The following is a 13080-nucleotide window of genomic DNA, read 5'->3' on the forward strand; positions in this document are numbered from 1 at the left end:
TGGCTCCTCCTATCCCTTGATGCCGGAAAAGGTCATGGTTTCGATGACCCGCCGCTGCATGATGACGAAAATGAGGATGGTGGGCAGCACCATCAGGAAGGTGCCCACCGCCGCCGCGCCGGCCCGGGCGATGTTGCCGTTTTCGGCCAGGGAGGTCAGCACCAGGGGCAGGGTCTTGCGGGATTCATCGGTGATGAACACTAGCGGGGAAAAGTAATCGTTCCAGTTGGAGACGAAGGACAGCACGATGAGGGTAGCCCAAGCCGGGGTGAGCATGGGGAACACCAGCTTGAAGAAAATCCGTAACTCCCCGCTGCCGTCGATGCGGGCGGCCTCCAGCAGGGAATTGGGGATCTGGTCGCAGAACTGCTTCATCAGGAACAGGTTATAGGCCACCGCGATTTTGGGGATAATGAGGGCCCACAGGGTGTTGATGAGGCCCAGGGCGTTGACGATCATGTAATTGGGGATCTGGGTGGCGTGGACGGGAAAGCTCAGAGCCATGATAATGAGGGTGAACAGGGCGTTGCCGAAGGGCACCCGCTTTTTGGCGAAGCCGTAGGCCGCCAGGGCGCAGACGAGGATGGTCAGGACCACCGAGACCACCGTGGTCAGCAGGCTGTTGAACAGATATTTGAGGAAGGGGACGGACGAAGAATCGAAGGCCCCCATTAGATTGGCCCAGTTATCCATGGTGGGGTTCTTAACGAAGAACCGGGGCGGGAACAGGAACAGCTCCTCATACGGCTTGAAGGCCGTCACCGCCACGTAGAGAAGCGGCAGGGCCATAAACACGGCCAGCACCGCCATGCCGAGATACAGCGCGATTTTCCCCGGCGTTACCACCAGCATATGGGCGCGGCCCAGCCGGATGCGCAGACCTTTCTGCACCATGCTTCCCACCTCCTTTACTCTTTTTCCCTTAGGGCGTGCATGACGATGCGGCTGATGGCGAAGGTCAGCACGAACAGCACCACCGCGATGGCCGACGCGTACCCCATCTCGAAGCGGATGAACGCGAAGTCGTAAAGATGGGAGACGATGGTGTCCGCCGCGTAGTTGGGACTGGGCACCCCGGCGAAGCCGGCCGAGATATCGAACACGGCAAAGCTGGCGGTGATGGCGTTGATGCAGCCGAACAGCAGCTGGGGCTTCATCTGGGGCAGGGTGATGTACACAAGCTGCTGCAGCCGGCCGGACACGCCGTCCACGGCCGCGGCCTCGTAGTATTCCGCGTTGACATTCTGCAGCCCGGCCAGGAACACCAGGAAGCCGTTGCCCATGCTCATCCAAATTTGGATGAGGATAATGACACCCAGCAGGTAACGGGCGTCCTGGTTCCAGAGAATGGGGGTATTGATGAACCCCAGCTGGATGAGCAGGTTATTGACCAGGCCGTAGCGGTTGGGGGAAAAGATGTACAGCCAGACGGTAGACATGGCGATGCCGCTGGTGATGGAGGGGGCGTAAAAGGCGATGGCAAACAGGCTGCGCAGCTTCATCTGGTTGATGACCCAGGCCAGGATGAAGGAGGCCGCCAGCCCCACCGGCCCGGCGATGAAGGCGAACAGCAGGGTGTTGCGCACGCAGGTCTGGAACACGTCGTCGTCCAAGAACAGCTGCTTATAATTATCCAGCCCGGCGAAGGAGGGGGGCTGGATGATGTTGTAGCTGGTGAAGCTGAGCACCACCGAGATGACGACGGGCAGCAGGACGAACACCAGGAACAGCAGCATAAAAGGCAGCACGAACAGGACGCCCTGCCGGTATTCCCGGCGCTGTCCTTTCGTCAGAGATCGTGGCATGGCGGTCATCCTTTCATCACTTACCTAGAGCCGGGTCTGCTTGCGGGCGAGCTCTTTGTTGATCTGCTCCACCGCTTCCTCCAGCGCGGATCGCGGCGGGACGTTCTCCACCACGGCGCGGTTGATGGCGTTGACCAAGTAGCGGTTGGTGTAATAGCTGCCGCGCACCACGGGGGTTTCCCGCGCCCAGTCCCAGGCGGACCGGATGGCGGCCTTTTCATCGGTGTTCCAGGGAAGTGCCCAATAGGCCTCGGTGTTGGCGCTCATCCACCGCGCCTGGGATCCCAGGCGGCCCTCCACCTGGGTGGTGTAGGCGCTCTGGGTATCCGTGGAGGTCCACCAATCCAGCAGGGACCAGGCGGCCTCCGGCTCCCCGCAGGAGGCGAGGATACAGGCGGCATCGACGGACAGGCCGCTGTTGGCCCGGGTGACGCTGCCGTCGGCCTGCTTGTGGCCGGGCACGGGGTAGACCTTCCAGTTGCCGGCGATTTCCGGGGCCGCGTAGCTGAACTGGAGATAGGCGTTGTGGTTCTCGATGCCGATGGGCATCTCCCCGGTGCGGAAGCGGCTGAAGAAATCGGTGGAGATGGGCAGGCCGTTATCGGTGAAGAGCTCGCACAGCTCGGTGAAGGCGGCGAAGGCGGCGGGGGTGTCCAGGGCGCTGCGCAGGCCGTCGGCGGTGTAGTAGTTTCCCCCCAGCTGATAGAGGAAAATGTCCAGGATGGTGGGCACGTACATCTGCATGCTGTTCTGGCTCAGGGCGGGCAGCACCCGGTTATACACATCGTCCCAGGTGTCGGGCACGGGGATGCCCAGGGAGGTGAAGATGTCGGTGCGGATATACATGGCGCGGAAGGACATGGTTTCGGGCAGGGCGTAGGCCCCGCCCTCGAAGGCGTAGGGCACCAGCATCTCGGGCAGGAAACGCCCCGCCGCCTCCTGATAGCCGGAGAAGGCCGACAGGTCGAGCAGCGCGCCCCGCATGGCGTATTCCACCGGCAGGTTGTAGGTCAGGCCCATGACCACGTCGGGACCCTTGCCCGCGCCGATGGCCAGCAGCAGAGGGTTGACCGAGGTGGTCACGCTGCCGGAGGGCAGGATGTTGACGTTGACCGGCACGCCGGTTTCCGGGGTGAAATCCGCGTCGATGCGCTCCTTGAGGATCTGGCCCCATTCCTTGCCCCGGCTGACCCAGAGCTCCAGGGGCTTGCCGGAATACGCGCCGGTTTCTCCCGCGGCCACGGCGTTATAGTCCTTTTGGAAGGCGGCCAGGAAGTTTTGCAGGGTGACGCTGATTTTCTGCCAGATGGTGGCGTGGGGGTTGGCGGCCCGCTCGCCGGGGGGCAGGATTTCGATATAGTCCAGCGCCAGCGGCATCTCCTGCAGGGAGGTGGCGTAGGAGCTGAGGTTGGTCAGGTTGTTGCTGACGTCCGGCAGGGACAGGGGAATTTTCGAGGGCTTGTCGATAAGCTCCTGTAGTTCCAGGGCGATGCGCTCCAGATTGTTGGTCATGGCGGAGGCCTTGCTTGAGGAAGCCAGCAGGCGCTCCCGGCAGGCTTCCACCTGCTGCCGGATGGCGGTCAGGCGAGGAATCAGATCGGGGATTTCCAGATCCAGCTGGTAGTCGTAGTTGGCGTCCGGATTCTGCCCGGTGACGCGGGTGATGTCGAACAGCACGGCGTTGAGCTGCTTGGCGGCGTCGAGCAGGCCCTCCACCGCCTGGGTTACGGTTTCGCCCAGGGTGACGGTCAGGGACAGGGTGTTGCGCCCCTTTTGCAGGGCGAAGAGATAGGGCTCCCCCTCCCCGTCGCAGAGGGTGACCGAGTTCCACCGCTTGTCGTAGGGCAGCTCGTAGGCGAGCATCTCCTCGAAGGGCACCGCGCCGTTGATTTTCACCGTGCGGTAGACGGGCAGGCCGTCGCTGTAGCTTTGCAGCGCCCGCAGGTTGATGGCGTACAGCCCCGCCTCGGGGACCTCGAACTCCCAGCAGACCTCCTGCCCGCCCTTGCGGAAGGAATAGCCGCCCAGAATGTTCAGGCGGATATTGGCGGCGGAAAAGGGGGTGAGCAGGGGATCGCCGTCGCTGCCGATGGAGACGGTGGCGTCGCTGCGGTAGGCGATATGGCGGCGATCCTCGGCCTCGAAGCGCAGGGACTGCGTCCCCGCCGGGAGGGTATAGGCGCCTCGCGCCTCGCTGTAAGAGGGGATCGCCTGGTAGGAGACAACCGCCACTTCCTCGACGATGAGGGGCTGGTTGATATATCGCAGGGTGATGGTGTTTTGGCCCTGTTCGAAGGGAAAGAGCAGGGGCTCCGCGTCCTTGCCCCACTGGTCGGTCAGGCGCTTGACGCTGCGAATGTCCAGCTCCTTCTGATCGGGGCGCACGTCGTCCCCCAGGCGGTTGCGCACGGGGTCGGCGGCGTCCTGCCATTTCCGCTCGAAGGCGAGGACGCTCTCCTCGGTATAGGTCTGCTTGCCGTTGATGAGAATCTCCCGCTGGGGGGATACGGCGGTGCCCGGCTCGGTGCGGTAGGCCACCTCGATGTGATAGGCCCCGGCCGCGGGCACTTCCACCGTCCAGGTCAGGGAGGCCGTGCTTTCATCGGTATAGACACCGCCCGTTTCGCTTATGGCGGGCTTCTCCCCTTCCCAGGCGGTATAGCCCTCCCCCGCGGCGGCGGCGCGCACGCCGGCGGGGCGGACGGTATAGCCGCCCTTGACCTGGGAGTAATAGGGCAGCGTATCCTCCGTGACGCCGCCGGCGCTGTCCGTCCCCACCCGGTCGGCCAGGGTCTGGCCCTCTGCCGCGGCCGACAGGGCGAAGCCCCGGCCCAGCAGGCAGGCCGCCAGCAGCAGGGCGGCGGCTTTTCGATATGCAGTAAAGCCCATAGAGCTGTCCCTCCTATGCGATGGTGTTCCCGGCTTGACCAAGCGGCCGGATACAGGCCCCCGGCCGCTTGGTCAAGCCGGGAGAGGCGCGTGTCCTCTCCCGGCGCGGCACCTATTTGTCCGCTTGCGTTTGTTTCCGTTTTCTCACCAGCACCACGGCCAGGACGGCCGCGGCGATCACCAGGACAGCGCCCGCCGCCACGAGGATCCACACCCACACGGGGGTGGAGGCCTCCGGCGACTGGCCGGCCTGGCTGCTGGCCGGCGGGGTCGGATTATCAGCCGGCTGGCTGAGCTCGTTGCGCACGGTGTAGCGCACCTCTTCGCCGTCCGCCTTGGTGGCGATCAGGGTGAAGCCGTCGGCCACCACCGCGCCGCCGGCGCAGGGGGCACCGGACGTATCGGCCAGGCTGAGGGTGACGCCGTCCGGGACGTTGAAGGCGCTGAAGAACCGGGTGGCGGCCATGTTCTGCCGCACGGTGACGCTGCCCTCCCCCAGCTCCACGAGAGCCTGCGCGCTGCGCTTGACCGTCAGCAGGGCATCCTCCCCTTCCCCACCGCTGACGGGAGGCTCGCTCTCCTCCCCGGCGGGATCGTCCTCAAAGAGGACGTCAACCACCACGCGGTCGACGGTGACTGTCTTGTCCGGGATGGCGGGCTTGCCCGGCTGCACCAGGGTTTTCTGGTCATCCGGCACATCCTTGGTTACTACCGCGCCGGGAATCCGGGCGACGATAGTCTCCCCGCGCAGCACGGCCAGCAGGAAGGTGGGCGCCAGCGTATCCCCGGGCTTCACCGGCTGTTCGCCGGCGTCCAGCAGACGAAGGGAGACATCCCCCGAAACCGTCAGCAGGGCCTGGAGCTTCTCATAGGTCATGGCGGGATCGTACACCCGCAGGGCGTCGCCGGTCAGGGTCACGAACTCGCTGCCCGCGCCGGTGGCCGACACCTGGAAATCCCTCGGGTCGCAGGGCGCGCCCACCATGGTTTCCAGCTGATCCTGGCTGGCGTAAAAGCTTAGGTTGTCAAGTGTGAAAACGACATCGCCCTGCTCGGCATTATTCGGCTCCGCCGCGATGGTGACGCGGGTGACGCCGTCGGGATCCACCTTCAGGTTATCCGGTACGCTGCCGGCAGCGGGCAGGAAGGTCTCGAAGGGGAAATAGACGACCCCTTCGAACCCGGCGGGCAGGCGGATCGCGTCCCGGGAGACCTTATACAGCCGGCCGCCCGTTGGGGCGTAGTAGTAATCCCCCTCGTAGCTGTCGAACTCGTAGAGCTCCACCGCGTCGGGGTTGGTCTCGTCGACGAGGCCAATGGTGAAATCGAGACCCGCCACGGCCTCATCCGCCCGGATGTAGAACAGCAGGCCGGCGGTTCCCTTCAGCCGGGAGTCCCCGGCGCGGAAGTTCTTCAGCGCCACCCGGAACGCCTTCTGACCCGCCACGAGCAGGCCGGCGCCGTCCGGGGTATCGGCGGTGGGCGACACCGCCGCGCCGAAGCCGCCGAAGGTGGTGGCGCCCGTATCCAGCATGTTGTTGACCAGGTACCAGCCGAGATCGTCGGTGCCGAAGTTGAAATACACGTCGTCGCTGGGCTTATCCTGCGCGACGAAGCCGCACAGGGCCGCGTACTCCTCCGGGTCGGAATAGAAGCCGAAATTGTCGTAGAGGTAATCCACGTTGGCATCGGCCTCGTTGGGCTTGTAATACCCGATTTCGATGGACCAATCCTCCCAGGAGTTGAGCAGGTCAAAATCCACCTGGCCCGGGCTGCCGGCGTACAGGGCCTCGTAGGGGATGAACACAAAGCCCTCAAAGCCCTGCATATCCTCGAAGGGCAGGAACTGGCTGACCGACTTCTTCTCCCCCATCACCGACAGGGTGGTCAGGGTCACGCTGGTGCCGATCTCGAACCACTGGGACCAGTCGTCCTTGATCAGGCGGATGCTCAGGTTGGTGGCCATGGCCGTGGTGGGAAATTTGATGTACACGGCCAGGCCCTTGGTCTTGCTGAAATCAAAGCCCTCCGGCTTATGGACGGGGATGGCCGCGAGGTTGCCGCTGTAGGTTTTCTTGGGATAGATGGACAGCGCGTCGCCGAACTGGGTGGCGTCCTCCCGCACCTCCACGGCGATATCCTTGTCGGGCTCGGTGGTGGATCCGCCGGTGATGCGCACGCCGTCCATGGTGCCGGTATTGGCCACAAAGTTGGGGTGACGGGCGTCCATGGCCGCGACGTAGGCGTCCACATCGGTGTAGAAGCCGAAGCTGTAGAAGATATAGTCGGGGCCGATCTCGTCGGCGTTGCGCTTGTAATACCCGATCTCGATGGACCAGTCGGTCCAGTCGTTGAGGGCGGCGGTGTCTACCGTGGGGCTGCTGCCGGCATACAGCGCCTCATAGGGGATGAACACATAGCCCTCGTAGCCCTGGAGGTTCTCGAAGGGCAGGGTCTGCCCCTTCTCGGTTTTGACCCCGTTTTTGTCCACGAGGGTCACCGTGATGCCGGTGCCCACCTCATACCAGGCGCTCCAGTCGTTCTTGATCAGGCGGATGGTCAGGTTGGTGGCGGTCACGCCTTCGGGGAAGCGGACATAGGTCACGACCCCTTTGGTGCCCCGGAAGTCGAAGCCCTCCGGCTTGTTGACCGCCACGGCGGCCCAGCCGCCCCCTTCCACCTTGGTGGGGTTGATGGCCACGCCCTTGCCGTACTTGGAGACGGCCGCGGCCTGTTTGACGGCGATATCCTCCCCGTGGCCGACGGTGATGCCGGCGGGATCGCCGGCGTTGGCGACCCATTCGCCGCCCTCGAAGCCCGGGTCGTCCGGTTCCTCGTCCGGATGCTCCACCACCCGGCCCGCCGCGGCGATATAGCCCTCGATATCGGTATAAAGGCCGATGTTGTCATACAGGTAGTTGGGGCCGATTTCGTCCTCGTTGCGTTTGTAGTAGCCGATTTCGATGTTCCAGCCCGCGGCCTGCATATGCTCGGTGATGGCGCGGCCGGGGGTGCTGCCGGCGGTCAGGGATTCATAGGGGATGAACACGAAGCCCTCGAAGCCCTGCATATCGGCAAAGGGCGGGGCCTGCGTTTTCGTTTCCACCGTCCCGTCCAGGGAGACGTAGGTCAGCTCCGCGCTGTCCCCCACCTCCGCCCAGGTGGTCCAGCCGTCGTCAATGAGGCGGATCATGAAATTGGTCTGGGTGACGTCCGGAATTTTCACATACATGGCGATACCGGACAGGGCGGAGAAATCCACGCCCGCGGCACCGGCCAGGGACAGGGCGGCCCAGCCGCTGCCCATCGTTTTGGTGGGGTTGATGGCCAGGGCGCTGCCGTGGGAGGACGCGTCCTTCACCACCGACCAGGACACGTCGGCGCCGCCCTTATGGGCGATGCCCTTGACGCTCGCGCCGTCGTACAGAACGGGGTTGGTGCGGTCGTTGGCCGCGTCGGCGGCGGCGATATAGGCGTCGATGTCGGAATAGAAGCCGATGCAGTCGTACAGGTAATCGGGGCCGATTTCGTCCTCGTTGCGCTTATAGTAGCCGAACTCGATGTTCCAGCCATCGGCCTGCATGTGCTCGGTGATGGCGCGGCCGGGGGTGCTGCCGGCGGAGAGCGCCTCATAGGGGATGAACACGAAGCCCTCGAAGCCCTGCATATCGGCAAAGGGCGGTTCCTGCGTCTTGGTCTGCACCGTCCCGTCCAGGGAGACGTAGGTCAGCTCTGCGCTGTTCCCGATTTCGGCCCAGGTGCTCCAGCCCTCGTCGATTAACCGGATGGAGAAATTGGTCTGGGTGACTTGAGGGATCTTCACATACATGGCGATGCCCTTGGCGGCGGCGAAATCCAGCTCTCCCGCCCCGGACAGGGGCAGGGCGGCCCAGCCGCTGCCCAGCATTTTGGTGGGGTTGATGGCCAGGGCGTCGCCGTAAGCCCCGGCGCCCTTACACACGGCGTATTCGACGTCCATACCGCCCATGCGGTGGATCCCCTCGACGGTGGAGCCGTCGTACAGGATTTGGTTGGGGCCCGGGATTTGATCGCGGGCCAGCGCAATATACGCGTCAATATCGGAGTAAAAGCCGATGCAGTCGTACAGGTAATCGGGGCCGATTTCATCGGCGTTGCGCTTATAATACCCGAACTCGATGTTCCAGCCGTCCGCTGCCATGTGCTCGGTGATGGCGCGGCCGGGGGTGCTGCCGGCGGAGAGCGCCTCGTAGGGGATGAACACGAAGCCCTCGAAGCCAGGCATGCCGTCGAAGGGCGGCTCCTGCGTCTTGGTCTGCACCGTCCCGTCCAGGGAGACATAGGTCAGCTCCGCGCTGTTCCCGATTTCAGCCCAGGTGCTCCAGCCCTCGTCGATTAACCGGATGGAGAAATTGGTCTGGGTGACCGCGGGGATTTTTACATACATGGCGATGCCCTTGGCGGCGGCGAAATCCAGCTCCCCCGCCCCGGACAGGGGCAGGGCGGCCCAGCCGCTGCCCAGCATTTTAGTGGGGTTGATGGCCAGGGCGTCTCCGTAATACCCGGCGCCCTCGCGCACGGCATACTCGACGTCCATACCGCCCATGCGGTGGATCCCCTCGACGGTGGAGCCGTCGTACAGAATCCGGTTGGGGCCGGTCTCCCCGGCCAGCGCCCCCAGGGCGCCGGGAACCGCCAGGGAGACGGTCACCGCGGCCGCCAGCAGCAATGCCAGCAGCCGGCCTCCTGTCCTTCCAAACCTCTCTTTCATGCGTTTGCCCATTCCTTTCTTCGGAAATGTCGGCTGCAGGCTATTTGGACGCGCGGTCGTAGGCCTTCTGGTGAACCGCCAGATATTCGTCCAGGCCTGCCTTGGTTTTGCTGGACACCCAGGTGTTCCAGCCGGTGGAGGGATCCACCACGTCGGATCCGCTTTCGATCATCCGCCGCACCGTGTACCAGCAGGTATCAAAATTGAGGTACTGCTCGTATCTCTTAATGGTTTTGATTTCGGAGGCGGTGAAGGTAATGTCCGGCCAGATGTACTTAGGCACCTGCTTTTTGTAGGTGCTCACCACCGTCTGCGACCAGGAGGAGGCCAGCTTGGATTTCTCCGTCTGGTTGGGGTTGGGGGCGAAATAGCTGGTGGAGAAATACGCGTCGTAGATGCCGGGCAGCACGGATCCGGGGGTGTCATTGAGGGTGTTGCCCCCTTCGGGCACATCCACGTACACCTTGCCGCCGCTGGTCTTTTTCAGATATTTATAGTCCACGTCCAAATAGGTCTTGAAGGCGTTGCCCTCGTAGGAATAGAAATAGTCCATCCAGCGCAGGGCCGCTTCCTTGTTCTTGCAGGTGTTGAAGATGAAGGTGCTGTTGCCCTGGACGTTGGCATTGTGCCGCATGACGCCGGGGGTGTAGTTGGCGCCCACCCCAGTGGAGGCTTTCGGCACGTCGATGACCACGTAGTTTTTCAGCACGTCGGGATTCACGCTGGTGTACGGGTCGCCCCAGAGGAACATCCCCACCTTGCCGCCGTTGATAATCTGAGCCATTTCGGTGCTGGAGCGCTCCGTCCAGGGGATGTCCAGCAGGTTCTGCTTCTTGAGGTTTTTCCAGTAAAGCACAGCCTCCCGCATCTCGTTCTGGGTGAAGACGAACTGCGCCTTGCCGTTGTTGTCCATGGTGACGTTGTTGGCCCAGTCGAAATACAGGCCCCAGGGGCCGAACATTTCCGGCAGATGGCAGAAGGTCATGAAGGGAACCTGATTCTGGATGCCATCGCCGTCGGGATCGTTGTTCTTAAAGGCCAGCAGCACCCGCTCGAGCTCCTCGGTGGTTTTGGGGATGGACAGCCCCAGCTTATCCAGCCATTTTTTGTTGATGGTCCAGGCGTGGCCGGGCGCGCCGGGATAGTCGTAGTTGATGTAGGGCAGGGAGTAGATCGAACCGTTCTGCTGCTGCACGGACATCCGGATGGTTTTGTCGTTTTTCATCAGATCGTATAGATTGGGGGCGTAGGTTTTCAAGGACTGGCTGCTGTCCCACAGGACGTTCTGGGTGCCGTAGGTGTACACGTCGGAATCGTAAAGCACGCCGGCCGGGACGATGAGGATGTCCGGATAGCTCTGGGTTTGCAGCATGATCTTGGTCTGCTCGAGAATCGAGCTTTGGGGCACGACGCTCCAGTCGATATGGATGTTGGTTTTCTCCTCGTACTTCTTGGAGAAATACATGCTGTCCCAGTCCTTGGCGTGGGCCGGACGGCTGTAGGTCAGGATTTTCAGGGTCACCTTGTCCTTGACGATGGGGAAGCCGCTGGTGTAGGTGTTGCCCACCAGGTTCTGGGTGCCGGAGTTGGTGGGGCGGCTGGAGGTGTCGCCGGCCTGCGGCTTGCTGCTGGTCTGGCTGCCGCTGCTGGCGGTATGGGTCTGCCCGCCGCCGGAGGGAGTGTCGGCCTGGCCGCCGCTTGCCTGCGGGCCGCTGGCCGTCGCCTCGTCGTCCCCGAACAGGCCGTCCTCGAAAATATCGGGCACCCGGCTGGCCTCGGCGACGGAAGGATCGCTGGCAGGGCCGCCGCCTTCCTTGCAGGAGCCGAGCAGGCAGACGCACAGCAGGGCCGTGAGCCCCGCCGCAATTGCTCGCTGTATCTTCATGGCTTTCAAACGACTCATTCCTTTCGTTCAAGCGGATTGGCAGCGTGTCAATAGATGGGCTGATAGGCCGAGCCGCTGTAGGAGGCTTCCACCTGCCGTTTGCAGGCTTCCCACAGGGCCATCTGGTTTTCCATGCGGGCCCGCACCGGCCCGCTGACCTCGTCGAGCAGCTGCGCGGCGCGCGCCAGGATGCGATCCACCCGCTCGATGGCCGCCGGGGTGTAGAACTCGTAGGGCTCGGCGCTCTGCCAGGCGATGTTCTTGGCGTGGCAGTCCCGGCTGATGTCCGCCAGGGCCAGGTAGTAGGACAGCATCACGTCGGCGGCCTGTTCGAACAGCTTTTTGCAGGCGTCGGTGAGAATGTCGGTGCCGGTCAGGTCCTTATCCCACATCCCCTTGGAGACCACGTACCACAGGGGCCAGCGCAGGGGATAGCTCTTCTCGGTGTCGTGGTAGTAATCGTTGGGCCCCTGGTCATAGAACACGAAGGTGGCGCCCTTGTCGTGCCAGAAGCGCTGGTTGCGGGTGGCCACGTCCCCCTGCACCCAAGGCAGATGCTCCCAGGAGGTGACGCAGGCCGCCGGGCAGTACCATTCCCAGATGCAGAAGGAGCTAAGGCCCGTCATTTCCAGCCATTTCTCCATGGTCTGCCGCCAGGGACGGGGGTACTGGGTATAGCGAAACTCGAACTCGTAATCCTCATGATACCCGCAATCTGGCCCCTTGTCCACCGGGTGATACATGCAGGATTCCTTGCAGAACATGAGCTGCACGTTGGGCTCGGCCTGAATGAAGCGGTTGGGGGGATCGAAGGTGGGGAAATAGACGAAGAAATACAGGGTTTTGTCCGGGTACTTCGCCGCCGTCAGCCGGGCCACCCGATTGACGAATTCCATCATCACCTCGCCGGGCATCCCCCATTTCTGGCATTCCTCGCATTCGCAAAAGCCCTCGTACATCCCGTCGTTGGCGGCCAGGGAATAGCTGGCGTAATCGGGATGCGCGTCGAAGAAGGCGATCACCTTGTCCGCCGTGGCCTGCGCCAGTTCCGGGTTGGAATAGCACATCTGCCAGGATTCCAGGTGGATGCTCCGGTTGTTGTAGGGATCCCGCACGCCGCCATGCATGCAATACCAGTCGGGATGCGCCTCGAAATACTGCTCCCGGGGGAACAGGATGCTGTAGGCGTGCTCGATGAGGGATTTGTCGCCCCCCTGATACCAGCGGCGGCCGATTTCCGGGTTTTTCTCCAGCACCCGGGTGCGCCGGCAGGAAAACTGCGGGGTGTGCAGGATGTCCAGATACCCCACCGTGAGGGTCTTCTTCTGCGGGATCACCTGCCACAGCTCCTCCGGCCCGAACCAGCCGCAGCCCAGCCGCTCGAGCAGCATGGTTACGGCGAACTGGGTGCCGGTATAGCAGCCCTCGTCGTTGCCCGCCAGCACCAGGGTGTCCTCCCGGCGGCGCAGCAGGCACCATTCCCCTTTCTGTTCGGGAAAGACGACGTTATGTATCCGGGTGTAGCCGCTGGGGCCCAGCAGGATTTTGTTGCCCTCCACCCGGAAGGCGTCGTCGCAGATGGGAAGCTCCGCCCCGCTCATCCGGCGTATAATGTCCTGCAAATCCCGGGCCGCCTCCATCACCTTGTCCGGCGCGCCGGTGCGCACCACGATACTCGCGGCGGGCGTCCCGTCCCGCGTGATGTAGAAATCGCTGGCCAGCCGTATCCGATTGCCTTCCATATATGTGCT

6 protein-coding genes are annotated in these 13080 nt (G+C 63.3%); all 6 read right to left on the minus strand.

Annotated elements, in window-relative coordinates; translation table 11 throughout:
• Positions 1-9 precede the first annotated feature (9 nt).
• Positions 10-894: a carbohydrate ABC transporter permease gene (locus ACSAMM_RS06530; RefSeq protein WP_457790589.1), complete on the minus strand. Its 885-nt coding sequence runs from the start codon at positions 892-894 to the stop codon at positions 10-12.
• Between the two features lie 14 nt (positions 895-908).
• Positions 909-1805, minus strand: a complete 897-nt coding sequence (locus ACSAMM_RS06535; protein ID WP_457790591.1) for a carbohydrate ABC transporter permease — start codon at positions 1803-1805, stop codon at positions 909-911.
• A 24-nt stretch (positions 1806-1829) separates the two neighbouring features.
• Complete coding sequence (locus tag ACSAMM_RS06540) at positions 1830-4694, minus strand: extracellular solute-binding protein (RefSeq protein WP_457790593.1); 2865 nt, start codon at positions 4692-4694, stop codon at positions 1830-1832.
• 112 nt (positions 4695-4806) lie between these two features.
• On the minus strand, positions 4807-9444 hold the full coding sequence (locus ACSAMM_RS06545; RefSeq protein ID WP_457790594.1) for a hypothetical protein: 4638 nt from the start codon (positions 9442-9444) through the stop codon (positions 4807-4809).
• Between the two features lie 40 nt (positions 9445-9484).
• Entirely contained in the window at positions 9485-11329 is a 1845-nt protein-coding gene (locus tag ACSAMM_RS06550) for an extracellular solute-binding protein (protein WP_457792160.1), read from the minus strand.
• A gap of 47 nt (positions 11330-11376) precedes the next feature.
• On the minus strand, positions 11377-13071 hold the full coding sequence (locus ACSAMM_RS06555; protein WP_457790596.1) for a DUF4838 domain-containing protein: 1695 nt from the start codon (positions 13069-13071) through the stop codon (positions 11377-11379).
• Positions 13072-13080: the final 9 nt, after the last annotated feature.

The sequence above is a fragment of the Anaeromassilibacillus sp. SJQ-5 genome, assembly GCF_054108045.1.

What these genes read in the sequence shown, in the direction of transcription:
- ACSAMM_RS06540 (WP_457790593.1), bottom strand. Translation starts at nt 4,694, where the DNA reads ATGGGCTTTACTGCATATCGAAAAGCCGCCGCCCTGCTGCTGGCGGCC.
- ACSAMM_RS06530 (WP_457790589.1), bottom strand. Translation starts at nt 894, where the DNA reads ATGGTGCAGAAAGGTCTGCGCATCCGGCTGGGCCGCGCCCATATGCTG.
- ACSAMM_RS06555 (WP_457790596.1), bottom strand. Translation starts at nt 13,071, where the DNA reads ATGGAAGGCAATCGGATACGGCTGGCCAGCGATTTCTACATCACGCGG.
- ACSAMM_RS06545 (WP_457790594.1), bottom strand. Translation starts at nt 9,444, where the DNA reads ATGAAAGAGAGGTTTGGAAGGACAGGAGGCCGGCTGCTGGCATTGCTG.
- ACSAMM_RS06550 (WP_457792160.1), bottom strand. Translation starts at nt 11,329, where the DNA reads ATGAAGATACAGCGAGCAATTGCGGCGGGGCTCACGGCCCTGCTGTGC.
- ACSAMM_RS06535 (WP_457790591.1), bottom strand. Translation starts at nt 1,805, where the DNA reads ATGCCACGATCTCTGACGAAAGGACAGCGCCGGGAATACCGGCAGGGC.